This window comes from Enterobacter sp. Li2LvB3, assembly GCF_056156645.1.
On the sequence record NZ_JBSICG010000025.1, the window covers coordinates 44,901 to 64,312 of the forward strand.

Annotated in this window: 12 protein-coding genes; 4 read left to right on the plus strand and 8 right to left on the minus strand. The window is 54.3% G+C overall.

Features of this window, described 5'->3' with window-relative positions; translation table 11 throughout:
* Positions 1–47: 47 nt before the first annotated feature.
* Positions 48–623: a Fe-S biogenesis protein NfuA gene (gene nfuA, locus ACS603_RS18840; protein ID WP_014072124.1), complete on the plus strand. Its 576-nt coding sequence runs from the start codon at positions 48–50 to the stop codon at positions 621–623.
* A gap of 384 nt (positions 624–1,007) precedes the next feature.
* Entirely contained in the window at positions 1,008–2,324 is a 1,317-nt protein-coding gene (gntT, locus tag ACS603_RS18845; RefSeq protein ID WP_182062814.1) for a gluconate transporter, read from the plus strand.
* Between the two features lie 85 nt (positions 2,325–2,409).
* Here the strand turns inward: gntT and malQ are convergent, their stop codons facing one another.
* Positions 2,410–4,497 carry a 4-alpha-glucanotransferase gene (malQ, locus tag ACS603_RS18850; RefSeq protein ID WP_474944713.1) on the minus strand — a complete coding sequence of 696 codons (2,088 nt, stop codon included), beginning with the start codon at positions 4,495–4,497 and terminating at the stop codon, positions 2,410–2,412.
* Between the two features lie 9 nt (positions 4,498–4,506).
* The gene (malP, locus tag ACS603_RS18855) at positions 4,507–6,900 is read right to left on the minus strand and encodes a maltodextrin phosphorylase (RefSeq protein WP_474944714.1); all 2,394 of its coding nucleotides are present in this window, start codon (positions 6,898–6,900) and stop codon (positions 4,507–4,509) included.
* Between the two features lie 583 nt (positions 6,901–7,483).
* Here malP and malT point away from each other — a divergent pair.
* Positions 7,484–10,189, plus strand: a complete 2,706-nt coding sequence (gene malT, locus ACS603_RS18860) for an HTH-type transcriptional regulator MalT (protein WP_182063486.1) — start codon at positions 7,484–7,486, stop codon at positions 10,187–10,189.
* A 175-nt stretch (positions 10,190–10,364) separates the two neighbouring features.
* Here the strand turns inward: malT and ACS603_RS18865 are convergent, their stop codons facing one another.
* The 3 genes from ACS603_RS18865 to glpE are packed head-to-tail and all read right to left on the minus strand — an operon-like array spanning position 10,365 to position 12,355.
* Positions 10,365–11,123 carry a DeoR/GlpR family transcriptional regulator gene (locus ACS603_RS18865; protein WP_182062817.1) on the minus strand — a complete coding sequence of 253 codons (759 nt, stop codon included), beginning with the start codon at positions 11,121–11,123 and terminating at the stop codon, positions 10,365–10,367.
* A gap of 16 nt (positions 11,124–11,139) precedes the next feature.
* Positions 11,140–11,970 carry a rhomboid family intramembrane serine protease GlpG gene (glpG, locus tag ACS603_RS18870; protein WP_182062818.1) on the minus strand — a complete coding sequence of 277 codons (831 nt, stop codon included), beginning with the start codon at positions 11,968–11,970 and terminating at the stop codon, positions 11,140–11,142.
* Between the two features lie 52 nt (positions 11,971–12,022).
* On the minus strand, positions 12,023–12,355 hold the full coding sequence (gene glpE, locus ACS603_RS18875) for a thiosulfate sulfurtransferase GlpE (protein WP_014072135.1): 333 nt from the start codon (positions 12,353–12,355) through the stop codon (positions 12,023–12,025).
* Between the two features lie 249 nt (positions 12,356–12,604).
* Here glpE and glpD point away from each other — a divergent pair, with 249 nt between their 5' ends.
* Positions 12,605–14,113 carry a glycerol-3-phosphate dehydrogenase gene (glpD, locus tag ACS603_RS18880; protein WP_182062819.1) on the plus strand — a complete coding sequence of 503 codons (1,509 nt, stop codon included), beginning with the start codon at positions 12,605–12,607 and terminating at the stop codon, positions 14,111–14,113.
* Between the two features lie 95 nt (positions 14,114–14,208).
* Here the strand turns inward: glpD and glgP are convergent, their stop codons facing one another.
* Genes glgP through glgC form a run of 3 tightly spaced genes read right to left on the minus strand, consistent with a single transcriptional unit; the run spans position 14,209 to position 19,403 of the window.
* Positions 14,209–16,656 (minus strand): glycogen phosphorylase, encoded by a 2,448-nt coding sequence (gene glgP / locus ACS603_RS18885; protein WP_182062820.1) that lies wholly within the window; start codon positions 16,654–16,656, stop codon positions 14,209–14,211.
* Positions 16,657–16,674: 18 nt separating this feature from the next.
* The gene (gene glgA / locus ACS603_RS18890) at positions 16,675–18,108 is read right to left on the minus strand and encodes a glycogen synthase GlgA (protein ID WP_182062821.1); all 1,434 of its coding nucleotides are present in this window, start codon (positions 18,106–18,108) and stop codon (positions 16,675–16,677) included.
* Positions 18,108–19,403, minus strand: a complete 1,296-nt coding sequence (glgC, locus tag ACS603_RS18895; RefSeq protein ID WP_315687121.1) for a glucose-1-phosphate adenylyltransferase — start codon at positions 19,401–19,403, stop codon at positions 18,108–18,110. The genes glgA and glgC overlap by 1 nt, the downstream gene beginning before the upstream one ends.
* Positions 19,404–19,412 lie beyond the last annotated feature (9 nt).

Here is a 19,412-nt window from a genome sequence, read left to right on the forward strand (position 1 = left end):
GCGTATGATTATACCCAGGTAATTTAGTCAACTATTAGGCCAAAGCTATGATCCGTATTTCCGATTCTGCACAAGCGCACTTTGCCAAACTGCTGGCAAATCAGGAAGAAGGGACGCAGATCCGCGTGTTTGTGATCAATCCAGGCACTCCGAATGCAGAATGTGGTGTTTCTTATTGTCCCCCGGACGCTGTGGAAGCAACTGACACTGCCCTTAAATTTGAACAGCTCACCGCGTACGTAGATGAGCTGAGCGCACCGTATCTTGACGATGCGGAAATCGACTTCGTCACAGACCAATTGGGCTCTCAGCTGACCCTGAAAGCGCCAAACGCGAAAATGCGTAAAGTGTCTGACGATGCGCCACTGATGGAACGCGTTGAGTACCTGCTGCAATCCCAGATTAACCCTCAGCTGGCAGGCCACGGCGGCCGTGTTTCGCTGATGGAAATCACTGAAGATGGTCTGGCGATCCTTCAGTTTGGCGGCGGCTGTAACGGCTGTTCCATGGTCGATGTGACCCTGAAAGAAGGGATCGAGAAGCAGTTGCTGAACGAATTCCCTGAACTGAAAGGCGTGCGTGACCTGACCGAGCACCAACGCGGCGAGCACTCTTACTACTAAGTTGCCCGTCTGCTTGCCCGGTGGCGCTGCGCTTACCGGGCCTACAAAATGTGCGGTTTGATGCCCTCACCCCGCCCCTCTCCCACGGGAGAGGGAGAAAGCATTAAAAACGGTAACCTCTGGGTTACCGTTTTGCGTTTATCCCCCCAGATGTTGACCTGCGTCCCAGAATTTAAATTTTGCCTCCCAGGGTGATTCTCAATCACACCATGTTACCCGTATCATTCTCGTGGGCACTAAACACCCTCATAACAGCCGACTAAACTTAATAGTTTCACAGGCATCAGTATTAGTGCCGTTAACGCTCTGTTCCCAGTTGGGACAATCGGAACTTGTCGTTGAAACAATGACGTTACCCATAACAATTCAAAGGCCAGGTAAATCATGCCATTAGTCATCGTCGCTATCGGTGTAGTCTTATTACTGCTCTTGATGATCCGCTTCAAACTGAACGGATTTATCGCTCTGGTTCTGGTGGCACTTGCAGTCGGTCTGATGCAAGGGATGCCGCTGGTGAAAGTCATCAGCTCCATTAAAGCCGGTGTCGGTGGTACTCTCGGCGGCCTGGCGCTGATCATGGGCTTCGGTGCCATGCTCGGTAAAATGCTGGCGGATTGCGGCGGTGCGCAGCGTATTGCGACCACGCTTATCGCCAAATTCGGTAAGAAAAACATTCAGTGGGCAGTAGTGTTAACCGGTTTTACCGTCGGTTTTGCGCTGTTCTATGAAGTCGGCTTCGTGCTGATGCTGCCGCTGGTGTTCACCATCGCCGCGGCGGCGAACATTCCTCTGCTGTTCGTCGGTGTGCCAATGGCAGCAGCGCTGTCCGTGACGCACGGCTTCCTGCCGCCGCACCCGGGCCCAACTGCTATCGCGACCATTTTCCACGCCGACATGGGTAAAACCCTGCTGTTCGGTACGATTCTGGCGATCCCAACCGTGATTCTGGCAGGCCCGGTATTTGCGCGTTTCCTGAAAGGCATTGATAAGCCAATCCCGGAAGGTCTGTACAGCGCGAAAACCTTCACGGAAGAAGAGATGCCAGGCTTCGGTGTCAGCGTCTGGACCTCTCTGGTACCGGTAATTCTGATGGCGATGCGTGCTGTCGCAGAGATGATCCTGCCAAAAGGTCACGCGTTCCTGTCCGTTGCCGAATTCCTGGGTGACCCGGTCATGGCGACGCTGATTGCAGTCCTGATTGCGATGTTCACCTTCGGTCTGAACCGTGGTCGTTCAATGGATCAGATCAACGACACGCTGACCTCTTCCATCAAAATTATTGCCATGATGCTCCTGATCATCGGCGGTGGCGGTGCGTTCAAGCAAGTTCTGGTCGACAGTGGCGTGGATAAGTACATCGCCGCAATGATGCATGAAACCAACGTCTCTCCACTGTTTATGGCCTGGTCTATCGCTGCGGTTCTGCGTATCGCGCTGGGTTCTGCAACCGTCGCAGCAATCACTGCCGGTGGTATTGTTGCACCGTTGATTGCAACTACTGGCGTCAGCCCGGAGCTGATGGTGATTGCGGTCGGTTCCGGTAGCGTGATTTTCTCTCACGTAAACGATCCAGGCTTCTGGCTGTTCAAGGAGTACTTCAACCTGACTATCGGTGAAACCATCAAATCCTGGTCGATGCTGGAAACCATCATTTCGGTGTGTGGTCTGGTCGGGGTTCTGCTGTTGAATATGGTTATCTGATGTAAAAAAGCCGGGTGGCACTGACGCTTACCCGGCCAACATTCTATTCCCTCTCCTACAGGGAGAGGGTTAGGGTGAGAGGAAACTACCGCTTCTTACCCACTGCCTTTCTGCGCTTATCCAAATCCTTAATCAGCTTGTTCACCCCAGCATCGGCAAACATCTTCTCAAGCGTTACGGACAACTTACGGCGCCAGTTCTTGTACTGATAGCTGGTGCCCGGAATGTTCACCGGCTCAGGCATGTCTATCCAGTCTTCCGGCTGCAGACCCAGCAGGGCACTGTTGCTGTCAGCAATATAGCGCTGTAAGCCACGGTTGAGCGTTGAGGTCATCGCCATCAGCGACGCTTTATGCCCGGCACGTTTCGGCAGGCAGCCATGCTTATGCAGCGCATCCAGCAGACCCTGCTTCGCCAGCTCGCGATCCTGATACAGACCGCGTAGCACCTCTTCATCAGGATACAGTCCCAGCGTTTTGCCAAGGGTCAGATCGCCGCTTTCCCAATAGCCACGAAGCGTAGGAAGGTCATGCGTCGTCGCGACTGCCATTGACTGCTCCGGATACGCTTTTGGCGCACGGAAGGTTTTCTCATGGTCGTTTTCAAAATAGAGCACTTTGTAGGAATACACGCCGCTATCACGCAGCTTGCTGACAATCTCAACCGGTACGGTACCCAGATCTTCGCCGATCACCATGCACTGATGACGTTTACTCTCCAGCGCCAGGATCGACAGCAGATCGTCCACCGGATACTGAACATAGGCCCCATGATCGGCCGTTTCGCCATATGGGATCCACCACAGACGCAGCACGGACATTACATGGTCAATACGCAGCGCTCCGCAGTTCTGCATGTTGGCGCGCAGCAGGTCGATAAACGGCTCGTAAGCACGCGCAGCCATCACGTGCGGATCCATCGGCGGCAGCCCCCAGTTCTGGCCAAGCGGACCAAGAATATCCGGTGGCGCACCCACAGAGGCTTTCAGGCAGTAAAGTTCGCGGTCACACCAGGTTTCCGCCCCACCCTCTGCCACGCCTACCGCCAGGTCACGGTACAGACCGATAGGCATCTTGTAACCCTGGCTTACCTGCCAGCAGGCCGCGAACTGGCTGTACGCCAGCCATTGCAGCCACAGGAAGAAATCGACTTCATCAGCATGTTTTTTGCAGAAGGCTTTCACTTCAGGTGTATCAACGGTTTGGTACGCTTCCGGCCATACCGGCCAGCCCCAGCGCATTTCGTCTTCTTTTACCTGATAAGCATGTAAGGCATCAAAAGCAGCCTGCCAGTAAAGGCTCTCACCTTCCTGGGTCACAAACTGACGGAAAGCTGCCATCTGTTCGTCATCGCGCTTCGCAAAACCTTTCCACGTCAGACGCAGTGCAGCCATCTTCAGGGCGGTGACAGTGGCGTAATCCACCCAATCAGCGTTGCGCGCCTGTTTTAGCGCCTGCTGAGTGGTGCTGAGTTTCCACCAGTCCTGGGCCTCTTTGCTGTTTTTGAAGTCATCTAAGGCGTTAACGTCGATGTAAATCACGTTCAGCCAGCGGCGAGACGACGGGCTGTACGGGCTGGCGCTCTCCGGGTTCGCCGGATAGAGCGCGTGGATCGGGTTGAGGCCGATAAACGCGCCGCCGCGTTCACCCACATCTGCCAGCATCTTCTTCAGATCGCCAAAATCGCCGATACCCCAGTTGCTGTCGGACCGCAGCGTGTAGAGTTGCACGCAGGCACCCCACAGTTTCTTGCCTTCCAGCAGTGCCTGCGGCTCATAGCAGCGCTTTGGCGCGACGATCACCCGGCAGTGAAAACGCTGGTCTTCCTGGGTGAGCGTTAAGGTGTGGTAGCCCTCCGGCAGCTTCGCCGGAAGGGTAAATGGTTTGCCACCGGTGGCGTGACCTTTATGCTGATGCCCTTCTTCAGTCGTGAGCAGCCAGCTAAACTCGCCACGCCCTTCCACCGCCAGCGGCATCTTTTTGCCTGCGGTAAAGACCTTTACATTCGGCACCGGGGCAACCGGCGCTTTCGCGTCGGTTTTGGTTTTGTGCATGGCATCCAGCAGACGTCTTTTGGTGTCCGCACCAATAGATTGCGGTTTGCCGTGAGCATTGATGTAACTGAGGCTGATCCCCGCCGCCTGCGCGGCACTGTCCAGACGTTTGCTATCCATTGCGCTTCCTTAACGTTTTGCCTGCCAGATACGAGACTGATAATCGCGGATTGAGCGGTCAGAGCTGAACATCCCACAACGGGCAGTGTTCAGAATGCACGCACGGGTCCAGGCTTCCTGGTCGCGATACAGCACGTCGACCTGTTTTTGCGCTTCAACGTAGGCTGTGAAATCGGCCATCACCAGATACGGGTCACCGCCGTGTTTGTTCATGCTGTGCAGCATCTGGTCAAACGCATGTTTGTCGCCGTCGCTGTATTTACCGCTCTCCAGCTCTTTCAGCACTGCATCGAGCACCTTGTCTTTCTTACGCCATTTCACCGGATCGTAGCCTTTGGCTTTGATGGCTTTCACCTGCTCAACGGTATTGCCGAAGATAAAGATGTTCTCTTCACCCACTTTTTCGGCGATTTCGACGTTTGCTCCGTCCAGCGTACCCACCGTCAGCGCGCCATTGAGCGCCAGCTTCATGTTGCCAGTACCGGAAGCCTCTTTCCCCGCCGTGGAGATCTGCTCAGAGATATCCGCCGCCGGGATCAGCATTTCAGCCGCAGAGACACAGTAATCCGGCAGGAACACCACTTTCAGCTTATCGCCCACTTTCGGATCGTTGTTGATGGCTTCAGCAACCTTGTTGATTGCCAGAATGATGTTCTTCGCCAGGTAGTAGCCCGGCGCCGCTTTCGCACCGAAGAGGAACACGCGTGGAACGCGATCGGCTTTCGGGTTTTCGCGGATCTCTTTGTACAGCGCCAGAATGTGCAGCAGGTTCAGGTGCTGACGTTTGTATTCGTGCAGGCGTTTAATCTGGATGTCGAAAATGGCATTCGGGTTGATCTCAATCCCGGTACGCATTTTCACAAACGCCGCCAGGCGAACTTTGTTCTCTTGCTTGATGGCGCGGTACTGCTCGCGGAATTTCGCGTCGTCGGCGTATTTTTCCAGGTTCATGAGCTGGTCAAGATCGTTGGCCCACTCTTTCTTCAGGGTTTTATCCAGCAGCCCTGCCAGCAGTGGGTTGCACTGCTTGATCCAGCGACGTGGCGTGATGCCGTTGGTCACGTTGTGGAATTTGGTTGGCCACAGCTGATGGTATTCAGGGAACAGATCTTTCACCACCAGATCGGAGTGCAGCGCGGCAACGCCGTTAACCGCAAAGCCGCTCACCACGCACATGTTCGCCATGCGGACCTGCTTGTCGTGAACCACAGCCAGCTTCGCCCAAACCTCTTTGTCACCCGGCCAGGTCTTTTTCACCAGCACTTTAAAGTTGTCGTTAATCTTGTTGATTATCTGCATATGGCGCGGCAGCAGTGCTTTCACCAGCTTCTCGTCCCAGCACTCCAGCGCTTCTGGCATCAGGGTGTGGTTGGTGTAAGCGAAGGTGCGGCTGGTTATCGCCCATGCGTCATCCCAGCTCAGCTGATGCTCATCGATCAGCACGCGCAGCAGTTCAGGGATAGCAATGGTCGGGTGCGTGTCGTTCAGTTGGATAACTTCGAAGTCTGGCAGTTGCGCCAGCTTGCGACCCGCCAGATGGTGACGACGCAGAATATCGGCCACAGAGCAGGCGCACTGGAAGTACTGCTGCATCAGGCGCAGTTTTTTACCCGCCAGATGGTTGTCGTTCGGGTAAAGCACTTTGGTCAGTTTTTCGGCGTCGATCCCCTGCTGCTCGGCACGCAGGAAATCGCCATCGTTGAATTTGGTGAGGTTGAACGGATGCGCGTGCTTCGCCTGCCACAAACGTAGTGGCTGCGCCACGCCGTTACGGTAACCCAGCACTGGCAGATCCCATGCTTCGCCGCTAATGACAAAGCCCGGTTCCCAGTGTCCCTCTTTCGACACTTTACCGCCAATGCCCACCTGCACATCGAGCTGCGCGTTGTGGCGGAACCATGGGTAGGTATTGCGATGCCAGTCGTCCGGCGCTTCCATCTGATGCCCGTCAGCAAAAGACTGGCGGAACAGGCCGTATTGATAGTTCAAACCATAACCAATTGCCGACTGGCCCACGGTTGCCATTGAATCCAGGAAACAGGCTGCCAGACGCCCAAGACCACCGTTACCCAGCGCCGGGTCTATTTCTTCTTCCAGCAGGTCGGTGAGGTTAACGTCGTGCTCTTGCAGAACATCACCCACTTCCTGATACCAGCCAAGGTTCAGCAGGTTGTTGCCGGTCAGACGGCCAATCAGGAATTCCATCGAAATGTAGTTCACGTGACGCTGGCCTTTTACGGGCTTCGCCACCGGCTGAGCATCCAGCTGCTCTGCGAGCGCACCGCTCACCGCCTGCCACCACTGGTGAGGCGTCATCTCGTTTGCAGCATGTAGGCCAAAACGCTGCCACTGACGCGTCAGGGCAGCCTGGAATTGAGCTTTGTTAAAAGTAGGCTGTGACATAGGGAATCGGCATCCTGTAGAGAGAAAAAACATGTTGGCGCTAGTGTGCCTGGCTCATTTCACCTCTTCCTCATCCTGTCGGGGATTAGACAGGGAGGAGTAGTGGGGATGAGCATAAAAGTGTGATCAAGGCCACTCAGTGAGCATAGCCGGAGTGTGCCTGGATAGGGAAAAGATAACCTGGAAGGATGTCAAAAAAATGAAATGCAGTTTCGTAAAAAATTATTCCACGTAGAAATGATTACTTACGTAGAATAATATTTCTGCAATTAGGGAATCTCTAAGAACACTATTTAGCTTGCTCAACTTTACCGAAACTTTATTAACTCTGACGTCACTATACCTTTCTGAAACCAGTTTCAGTTTATTCGCACTACATGCATACAAGCCAGCATCCACGCGGCATGTGAGCCATTTTAAAAAGTTCCCCTCTTAGCCTGAATATTTTGTGACAGAGTGCAAATTCAGAGGCACAAAACCCAGACATAACTTGCAATAGTTCCCTTTCTGGCCGACCTTATATCTATTAATTACGAAGCGCAAAAAAAATAAAATTCCTCGTTCCCACAGTGAAGTGAAAACTATGTTGATTCCGTCTAAATTAAGTCGCCCGGTTCGTCTCGACCATACTGTGGTCCGCGAACGTCTGTTGGCTAAACTTTCCGGCGCGCATAATTTCCGACTGGCGCTGGTTACGAGCCCGGCAGGCTATGGAAAAACAACGCTCATTTCGCAATGGGCCGCAGGAAAAAATGATCTGGGCTGGTACTCCCTTGATGAGGGCGATAATCAGCAGGAGCGTTTTGCCAGCTATTTGATTGCCGCTATTCAGCAGGCAACCAACGGGCACTGCGTCACCAGCGAAGTGATGGTGCAAAAGCGCCAGTACGCAAGCCTGTCCTCCCTTTTCTCACAGCTGTTTATCGAACTGGCCGAATGGCATCGTCCGCTGTATGTGGTGATTGATGATTATCATCTGATTACCAACCCGGTTATTCACGAGTCGATGCGCTTCTTCCTGCGCCATCAGCCGGAAAACCTGACCCTGGTGGTGTTGTCGCGCAATCTGCCGCAACTGGGCATTGCCAACCTGCGCGTGCGCGACCAATTACTGGAAGTTGGCAGCCAACAGCTTGCCTTTACCCACCAGGAAGCCAAACAATTCTTCGACTGCCGTTTGACGTCCCCGATTGAGGCTTCCGAAAGCAGCCGCCTGTGTGATGACGTGGCTGGCTGGGCGACCGCGCTACAGCTGATCGCCTTATCAGCACGCCAGAACAACAGCCCGACACATCAGTCTGCACGCCGTCTGGCAGGGATCAACGCCAGCCATCTGTCGGATTATCTGGTGGATGAAGTGCTGGATAGCGTCGATCCTGCTACCCGTAATTTCCTGCTGAAAAGCTCCCTGCTCCGCTCCATGAACGACGCGTTGATTGTGCGCGTCACCGGCAGCGAGAACGGCCAGCTTCAGCTCGAAGAGATTGAACGTCAGGGCCTGTTCCTGACCCGCATGGACGACCCCGGCGAGTGGTTCAGCTATCACCCGCTGTTTGGCAGTTTCCTGCGCCAGCGTTGCCAGTGGGAGCTTGCCGTCGAATTGCCGGAAATCCACCGCGCCGCCGCCGAAAGCTGGATGGCGCAAGGTTTCCCGAGTGAGGCCATTCACCACGCGCTTGCCGCCGGTGATGCCAGCATGCTGCGCGATATTCTGCTCAACCATGCGTGGGGGCTGTTTAATCACAGCGAACTGACGCTGCTGGAAGAGTCCCTGAAAGCTTTGCCGTGGGAAAGCCTGCTGGAAAATCCGCGCCTGGTGTTGTTACAAGCCTGGCTGATGCAGAGCCAGCACCGCTACAGCGAAGTAAACACCCTGCTGGCTCGCGCCGAGCAGGAGATGGAAAGCGACATGGATACCACTCTGCACGGCGAGTTCAACGCGCTACGTGCACAGGTGGCGATTAACGATGGCGATCCAGAAGAAGCTGAACGCCTGGCGATGGTCGCGCTCGACGAGCTGCCGCTGGCAAACTTCTACAGCCGCATTGTGGCCACATCGGTTCACGGTGAAGTGCTGCACTGCAAAGGCGATCTCACCCGTTCGCTGTCGTTGATGCAGCAAACCGAACAAATGGCGCGTCGCCACGATGTCTGGCATTACGCGTTGTGGAGCCTGATTCAGCAAAGTGAAATCCTGTTTGCTCAGGGGTTCCTGCAAGCTGCCTGGGAAAATCAGGAAAAAGCCTTCCAGCTCATTCGCGATCAGCATCTGGAACAACTGCCGATGCATGAGTTCCTGTTGCGTATTCGTGCCCAGCTTCTGTGGGCGTGGTCGCGTCTGGATGAGGCAGAAAGTTCTGCTCGTCAGGGCGTGGATGTTCTCTCCAGCTTCCAGCCGCAACAGCAGTTACAGTGTCTGGCACTGCTGGTGCAATGCTCGCTGGCGCGCGGGGATTTGGACAACGCCCGCAACCACCTTAACCGCCTGGAAAACCTGCTCGGTAATGGCCAGTACCACAGCGACTGGGTATCGAACGCCGATAAAGTACGGGTGATTTACTGGCAGATGACCGGCGACAAAAAATCCGCCGCCAACTGGCTTCGCCAGACGCCAAAACCTGAATTTGCCAATAACCACTTCCTGCAAAGCCAGTGGCGCAATATCGCCCGTGTGCAGATCCTGCTCGGCGAGTTTGAACCTGCCGAAATAGTACTGGAAGAGTTGAACGAGAACGCGCGCAGCCTGCGCCTGATGAGCGACCTGAACCGCAACCTGCTGTTGCTTAACCAGCTCTACTGGCAGGCAGGGCGTAAAAACGATGCTCAGCGTGTGCTGCTGGAAGCATTACAGCTTGCTAACCGCACCGGCTTTATCAGTCACTTTGTGATTGAAGGCGAAGTAATGGCACAGCAGCTACGCCAGCTCATTCAGCTGAATACGCTGCCGGAGCTGGATCAGCACCGCGCTCAGCGTATTCTGCGTGAAATTAACCAGCACCATCGCCACAAGTTTGCGCACTTTGATGAGAACTTTGTTGAACGTCTGCTGAATCACCCGGAAGTGCCGGAGCTTATTCGCACCAGCCCGCTCACCCAGCGTGAATGGCAGGTGCTTGGACTGATTTATTCAGGCTACAGCAATGAGCAGATTGCCGGTGAACTGGCCGTGGCGGCAACCACCATCAAAACGCATATCCGAAATCTGTATCAGAAACTGGGTGTCGCACATCGTCAGGATGCAGTGCAACATGCGCAGCAGCTGTTGAAGATGATGGGGTATGGTGTGTAGGTTTTGTGTGGCCTGATGCCCTCACCCCAGCCCTCTCCCACAGGGAGAGGGAGAAAACATTAAAAAAGGCAACTTGCGTTGCCTTTTTGCATTTACCCTGGCCTGATGCCTTTCCCACAGGGAGAGGGCGAACAATTTGTAGGTCGGGTAAGCGCAGTGCCACCCGACACAACCGTTAGCACAGTTCCAGCTGCAAGTTATTATCTTTAATCACCTGCATCACACCCGCTGGCGGCATCACGTCGGTATACACCGCATCCACCATGCTGATGCTGCCCATATTCACCATCGCGTTACGGCCAAATTTAGAGTGGTCCACCACCAGCATCACATGGCGGGAGTTCTCAATAATCGCGCGCTTGGTGCGCACTTCGTGGTAATCAAACTCCAGCAGTGAGCCGTCGGTGTCGATGCCACTGATCCCCAGAATGCCGAAATCCAGACGGAACTGAGAGATAAAATCGAGCGTCGCTTCGCCAATGATCCCACCGTCGCGGCTGCGCAATTCACCGCCTGCCAGGATGATGCGGAAATCGTCTTTTTGCATCAGCGTGTTGGCCACGTTCAGGTTGTTGGTCACTACCCGCAGATTCTCGTGATCCAGCAGTGCGTGCGCGACCGCTTCAGGCGTAGTGCCGATGTCAATAAACAGCGTGGCCCCGTTCGGGATCTGGCTGGCAACTTTACGGGCAATACGCTCTTTTTCTGCCGTTTGCGTCGCTTTACGGTCGTGCCACGAAGTGTTGACGGAACTGGACGGTAACGCGGCTCCACCGTGGTGGCGCAGGATACGGCTTTGATCGGCAAGGTCGTTCAGGTCACGGCGAATGGTCTGAGGGCTGACGGCAAACTGCTCTACCAACTCCTCGGTGCTAACGTATCCCTGTTTTTTAACCAGTTCGATAATAGCGTCATGACGTTGTGTTTGTTTCATGAAATATCCCTGGAAATTATGTTCGTTTACGCGCATGGAGCGTGTCGGCAAAGGCCATCGCCAGCCCAACGGCCAGCCCGGTAACGTGTGCACCGTTAGCGATAGACATGCCAAACAGATCAAACCATCCGGCAATAAGCCATATTAACGCAAAGGTTATTAAACCGCGTTGCAGATAGATGCCGCTTTGTGGGTCACGCTCTCCCCGGAGCCAGACGTACCCCATCAGCGCATAGACCACACCCGATAACCCGCCAAACCACGGGCCGCTAAATTTGTGCTGCACATACCCGCTTAACAAGGCGCTAATCAGGGTAATGACAATCAGTTTTCCGCTGCCAAGCCGCTTCTCCACTGCACCGCCAAGATACCACCACCACAGCAGGTTAAAGAGGATATGCATCACTGAGAAATGCATCAGCGCATGGGTAAAGTAACGCCAGACGTCAAATTCCAGAGAGGGATCGTACGGCCATGCCAGGGCTATCATCACACTCTGGTCGCCCACCACATTCATTATGATGAACACCAGAATACAGGCGGCCATCAGCAGCAGGGTAAATGGCCCCGCTCGCTCACGCACGGTGGCAAGAAAAGGAAAGCGACGATAGTGCAATCCGCTGCCCGTATGGCCGGATTGCCAGCTGGCGGCCAGATATCGCGGATCGCCAGGGTTCTCAAGAAAGCGTGCCAGTTCGGCATTCACACGTTCAGCCTGGCTTTCATCTGCCAGCCAGACATCCGTTTGCGTATGTTGCTGAATGGTCAGGATAACGCCCTGCGTCGCCATGTAATCGACAAACGCCTGGGCAACGCGCGGGTTGGTAAAAGAGGTAATCATCAGCATTGCAACAGTCGCTTATTTCCACACAAAAGGGGACAGTATAGAGCGAATGGTATTAGCCGCCAAACGCGTGCTCAACTTCTGCCGGGAAATGGCGATGCCAGGCATCGAAGCCACCATCAACGCTATATACTGCGTCGTAACCCTGCTGGAGCAGATACTGCGCTGCACCTTTACTGCTGTTGCCGTGGTAGCACATGACCATCACTGGCGTTTCAAAGTCGTTATCGCGCATAAACGCACCCAGCGTGTCATTGGTCAGATGGAACGCGCCTGGCGTGTGGCCCATTGCAAAACTCTGCGGATCACGGATATCCACCAGCACCGCCGTTCCCTGGTGCATCTTCTGATGGGCTTCTTCTACGTTAATACATTCAAAGTGATCCATGGTGTTCTCTTTCGGTTGCTCAGGTTGGGTGCGCGCTGATGCCCTCACCCCAACCCTCTCCCACGGGAGAGGGGGAAAAGTTAGTCGCACTATTTTACCCCGTAGTGTACGTCCTGGCGGCGGGTAAACGCCATTATGTTATCCATATCACTCTAAATTGTTTTTTTGATGTTACCAAAAGCGCGTTCGTTTGCTATTATGAGCGATATCGAACATTTCTGAGCTTTAACGAAAGTGTGTGAGGGTGACATGGAAACCAAAGATCTGATTGTGATAGGCGGTGGCATTAACGGTGCCGGTATTGCGGTCGATGCCGCAGGACGCGGTTTATCCGTACTGATGCTGGAAGCTAACGATCTCGCGTGTGCGACATCGTCCGCCAGCTCAAAACTGATCCACGGTGGCCTGCGCTACCTGGAACACTACGAATTCCGTCTGGTCAGTGAAGCGCTGGCTGAACGCGAAGTGTTGCTGAAAATGGCACCACACCTGGCCATCCCGATGCGTTTCCGTCTCCCTCATCGTCCACATCTTCGCCCGGCGTGGATGATTCGAATTGGTCTGTTTATGTACGATCATCTGGGTAAACGCACCAGTCTGCCAGGTTCGAGTGGTTTGCGTTTTGGCTCAGAATCGGTCCTTAAGCCAGAAATCGTGCGCGGATTCGAATATTCTGACTGTTGGGTGGATGATGCACGTCTTGTGCTGGCGAACGCACAGATGGTGGTGAAAAAAGGTGGTGAGGTGAAAACCCGCACCCGTGCCACTTCTGCCCGCCGTGAAAACGGCCTGTGGATTGTCGAAGCCGAAGACGTGGATACCGGCGAGAAATTCAGCTGGAAAGCCCGCGGCCTGGTTAACGCCACCGGCCCATGGGTGAAACAATTCTTCGACGAAGGAATGCAATTGCGTTCCCCGTACGGCATCCGTCTTATCAAAGGCAGCCATATTGTCGTTCCGCGCGTTCATGCCCAGAAACAGGCTTACATCCTGCAGAACGAAGACAAACGCATTGTGTTTGTGATCCCGTGGATGGACGAGTTCTCCATCATCGGCACTACCGACGTAGAGTACAAAGGCGATCCGAAAAATGTCGAAATCGACGAGAGCGAGATCAACTACCTGCTGAAGGTCTATAACGCGCACTTTAAGAAACAGCTGGCACGTAACGATATCGTCTGGACGTACTCAGGCGTACGTCCACTGTGCGATGACGAGTCAGACTCTCCGCAGGCTATCACCCGCGACTATACGCTTGATATCCATGATGTAGATGGCCAGGCTCCGCTGCTGTCGGTGTTTGGCGGCAAGCTCACCACCTACCGCAAGCTGGCCGAACACGCACTGGAAAAACTGGTGCCGTACTACAAAGGCATTGGCCCGGCGTGGACGAAAGGGGCGGTATTGCCTGGCGGCGACATTGACGGCAATCGCGATGACTTTGCGGCGAAATTGCGTCGTCGCTACCCGTTCATCACCGAATCGATGGCGCGTCACTTTGCCCGTACCTACGGCAGCAACACGGAGTGGATCTTAGGCGAGGCGAAAGAACTTGCAGATCTGGGCGAACATTTCGGGCATGAGCTGTACGAAGCCGAATTGCGCTATCTGGTTGAGCACGAATGGGTTCGCCGTCTGGACGATGCTATCTGGCGTCGCACCAAAGAAGGGATGTGGCTTAATGCGGAACAGCAGTCTCGCGTGGCGCAGTGGCTGTTGCAAAACGCGGGGAAACGCGAGTTGTCGTTAGCGTCGTAATGCGATCGGTGCGGGCTGATGCCCTCACCCTGCCCCTCTCCCACAGGGAGAGGGAACAAACACTAAAAACGGCAACCAGGGTTGCCGTTTTGCTTTTATAACCTCACCGGATCAATGTGCCAAATCGAATCGGCATACTCTTTGATGGTCCTGTCCGACGAGAAGTAGCCCATATTGGCGATATTATACATCGCAGCATTGGTCCACTTCTCTTGATGACGATACAGTTCATCCACCCTGTCCTGGCAATCCACATAGCTACGATAATCCGCCAGCACCTGATAGTGATCGCCAAAGTTAATCAGCGAATCCACCAAATCACGGTAGCGGCTTGGCTCTTCAGGGTTAAACACTCCGGTCGCGATTTGCATCAGAACCTGGCGTAACTCTTCGTCCTGCTCGTAATATTCACGTGGTTTGTAACCCTTCTTACGCAGCTCCTCCACCTCTTCCGTCGTATTACCGAAGATAAAGATGTTATCTGAGCCCACGTGTTCGAGCATTTCGACGTTAGCACCATCCAGCGTGCCAATGGTCAGCGCGCCGTTCAGGGCAAACTTCATGTTACTGGTCCCGGAGGCCTCCGTCCCTGCTGTGGAAATCTGCTCGGAGAGATCCGCTGCCGGTATGATCAGCTGGGCCAGGCTCACGCTGTAGTTCGGGATAAACACCACCTTCAGCTTATCGCCAATATCCGGGTCGTTGTTCACCACCTTCGCCACATCGTTGATGAGGTGAATGATGTGTTTCGCCATGTAATAAGCGGAAGCCGCCTTACCAGCAAAAATTTTCACGCGCGGAACCCACTCGGCTGTCGGATCGGCCTTGATGCGGTTGTAGTGCGTAATCACATGCAGCACGTTCATCAGCTGGCGCTTGTACTCGTGGATACGTTTGATCTGCACATCGAACAGCGCTTTCGGGTTGGCGACCACATTCAGGTGCAGCGCAAGGTAAACCGACAAGCGTTTTTTGTTCAACAGCTTGGCTTCACGTACGGCTTTGTTCACCGTCGGGAAATCAATATGCTGTTCAAGCTCGCGCAACTGCCCCAAATCGGTACGCCATGTCCGGCCGATGTTGGTGTCCAGCACCTCAGACAACGGCTGGTTTGCCAGCGCCAGCCAGCGGCGCGGCGTGACACCATTGGTCACATTGCAGAAACGTGTCGGGAAGATCTTCGCAAAGTCAGCAAACAGCGACTGCACCATCAGGTTCGAGTGCAGCTCAGACACACCATTCACCTTGTGACTTATCACCACCGCCAGCCAGGCCATACGCACGCGACGGCCATTTGACTCATCGATTATCGATGTGCGGCTCAGCAGGCCAGTATCATTCGGATACTGCTCCTGAAGCGTTTTCAGGAAATAGTCGTTGATCTCAAAGATAATCTGCAAGTGGCGCGGCAGGATCTTACCCAGCATGTCCACCGGCCAGGTTTCCAGCGCTTCGCTCATCAACGTGTGGTTGGTGTAGGAGAACACCTGGCAAGTGACTTCAAACGCGTCATCCCAGCTGAACTTATGCTCGTCAATCAGCAAACGCATCAGCTCAGGGATCGACAGCACCGGGTGGGTGTCGTTCAGGTGGATGGCGGTTTTTTCGGCCAGGTTGTTGTACGTTTTGTGCAACAGGTAGTGACGGCTCAGGATGTCCTGAATCGTCGAGGAGACCAGGAAATACTCCTGACGCAGACGCAGCTCACGCCCGGAGTAGGTTGAGTCATCCGGGTAAAGAACACGGGACACGTTCTCGGAGTGGTTTTTATCTTCCACCGCCGCAAAGTAGTCGCCCTGGTTAAATTTACCGAGGTTAATTTCACTACTGGCCTGCGCGCTCCACAGGCGCAGCGTGTTGGTGGCGTCGGTGTCGTAGCCCGGGATAATCTGGTCATAGGCTACGGCCAGGATCTCTTCAGTTTCGACCCAGCGGGACTTTTTGCCTTCCTGCTGAATGCGTCCGCCAAAGCGCACTTTATAGCGGGTGTTGTGACGCTTGAACTCCCACGGGTTGCCGTATTCCAGCCAGTAATCCGGGGACTCTTTCTGACGTCCGTCAACGATGTTCTGTTTGAACATACCGTAGTCATAGCGAATGCCGTAGCCACGGCCCGGCAGCGCCAGCGTTGCCAGTGAATCCAGGAAGCACGCCGCAAGGCGCCCCAGACCACCGTTACCAAGCCCTGGGTCGTTTTCTTCGTCAATCAGCTCTTCTAAATCCAGCCCCATCTCTTCCAGCGCATTTTTGACGTCGTCATAAATACCGAGCGATAACAGTGCATTAGAAAGGGTGCGGCCAATCAAAAACTCCATCGACAGATAGTAAACCTGACGCGTTTCTTGTGAGAGCTGGGCGCGGTTGGAGCGCAGCCAGCGTTCGACTAAACGGTCACGTACCGCAAACAGCGTGGCGTTAAGCCACTCGTGCTTGTTGGCAATGACCGGATCTTTCCCAATGGTGAACATCAGCTTATAGGCGATGGAGTGCTTTAACGCCTCGACGCTGAGTGTCGGTGAAGAGTAGCTAAAAGGTGCATTCATATCAGTGACTCCGCCTCGTTACATCAAGCGTTGATAGAGATCGCGGTATGACTGCGCCGCAACGTGCCAACTAAAATCCATGGCCATCGCCTGGCGTTGAACGTAACGCCACAAAGAAGGACGGGACCACAATACGAAAGCACGCCGAATCGCCCTTAGAAGCGACCAGGCATTACTGTCTTCAAAAACAAACCCGCTGGCGATACCGTCCGCCAGGTTTTCCAGAGAGCTATCGGACACAGTATCGGCCAGCCCGCCCGTGCGTCGCACCAGCGGTAACGTGCCGTACTTCAGGCCATAGAGCTGAGTCAGGCCGCAAGGTTCGAAACGGCTCGGCACCAGAATGACGTCTGCGCCGCCCATGATGCGGTGTGAAAACGCTTCGTGATAACCAATTTGCACGCCTACCTGGCCTGGGTGTTCAGCCGCCGCCGCGAGGAAACCTTCCTGCAATACCGGATCGCCTGCGCCCAGCAACGCCAGTTGCCCACCCTGTTCCAGTAATCCCGGTAAAGCTTCCAGCACCAGATCCAACCCTTTCTGACTGGTCAGGCGACTGACCACGGCGAACAACGGTGCTTTGTCATTGACCTTCAGCCCCATCGCGATTTGCAGCTGACGTTTGTTTTCCGCTTTGTCTTCCAGGGAATCACGATCATAGCGGGACGCCAGCAGGAGATCGGTTTCGGGGCTCCAGATTTTCTCGTCGACACCGTTCAAAATCCCCGACAAGCGCCCTTCACGATGACGCTGGCGCAGCAGCCCTTCCAGACCGTAGCCAAACTGTGCCTCGGTGATTTCGCGGGCATACGTTGGGCTGACCGCCGTAATATGATCGGCGTAGTACAGCCCCGCTTTCAGGAAGGAAATTTGTCCGCCAAATTCCAGTCCGTGCATGTTAAAGAACGACCATGGCAGCTCGATGTCATTCATATGATGGGCGTAATACATGCCCTGATACGCCAGATTGTGCACCGTAAAGACAGATTTCGCCGGGTGGCCGCGCGCGGCAAGGTACGCGGGAGCCAGCCCCGCGTGCCAGTCGTGCGCGTGAACCACATCCGGGCGCCAGAAGGGATCCAACCCCGATGCCATCTCCGCCCCCACCCAACCGAGCAGCGCAAAGCGCTGCACGTTGTCCGGGTAAGCAAACAGATTGGTGTCGTGGTATGGACTCCCCGGTCTGTCGTATAAATGCGGTGCGTCAATCAGGTAAATTCCCACACCATTGTAATGTCCAAACAGTAGCGTGATGCGCCCGGCGAACGTTTCACGGCGGGTCACGACCTGAGCATCAGGAATACCGCGCCGGATATCTGGAAAAGCGGGTAACAGGACTCGGGCATCAACACCGCCGGCAATTTGCGCCGCAGGTAATGCACCAATAACATCCGCCAGACCGCCCGTTTTTAATAACGGGAACATCTCTGAACATACATGTAAAACCTGCATTATCGCTCCTGTTTGACATGCAATTTCCGCAGCATTTCCCGTGTTACCAACACGATCCCTTCTTCTGAACGGTAGAAGCGACGCGCATCTTCTTCCGCATTCTCGCCAATCACCATACCTTCAGGGATGACGCAAGCGCGGTCGATAACGCAACGGCGCAAACGGCATGAGCGCCCTACCCAGACATCTGGCAGCAATACTGCCGAGTCGATATTACAGAAAGAGTTCACGCGCACGCGTGGGAACAACACGGACTGCACCACCACAGAGCCGGAAATAATGCACCCGCCAGAAACCAGCGAGTTCAGCGTCATGCCGTGGCTGCCAGAGCGATCCTGAACGAATTTCGCCGGTGGCAGGGATTCCATATGGGTACGAATTGGCCAGTTCTGGTCGTACATATCCAGCTCAGGCGTCACCGATGCCAGATCCAGGTTTGCTTTCCAGTATGCTTCCAGTGTTCCTACATCGCGCCAGTACGGCTCCGAGTTCGGGTCAGACTGTACGCAGGACAATGGGAATGGATGTGCATAAGCCATGCCAGCTTTGGTGATTTTCGGGATGATGTCTTTACCAAAGTCATGGCTTGAGTTTTCGTCTTTGTCGTCCTCTTCGAGCAATTCATAAAGATAATCTGCATCAAAGATATAGATCCCCATACTGGCGAGCGATTTGGTTGGGTCGTTCGGCATGGTCGGCGGATTAGCCGGTTTTTCGACAAAGTCGATAATCTTGTCGTCTTCATCCACATCCATTACGCCAAACGCCGCCGCCTCAGCAACGGGCACAGGCAGACATGCTACGGTGCAACGCGCCCCTTTTTCGACATGGTCGATAAGCATGTGGGAGTAGTCTTGTTTGTAGATATGGTCACCGGCGAGGATCACGATGTATTCCGCGCCGTAGCGACGAATGATGTCGAGGTTTTGCGTCACCGCATCTGCCGTGCCGCGGTACCAGTTTTCACCGTGAACGCGCTGCTGAGCAGGAAGCAAATCGACAAACTCATTCATCTCTTCGCTGAAAAATGACCAGCCACGCTGAATATGCTGAACCAGAGTGTGCGACTGGTACTGAGTAATGACGCCAATTCGACGAATGCCGGAGTTAAGGCAGTTGGACAATGCGAAGTCGATAATACGGAACTTACCACCAAAGTGAACGGCCGGTTTGGCGCGTTTGATGGTCAAATCTTTAAGACGGGTACCGCGCCCACCAGCCAGTATCAAAGCAACTGTTTTTAATGGTAGCTGGCGCGCCAACATTAAGGGATCGTTCTTCTCTAATCTCACCATGACTAACTC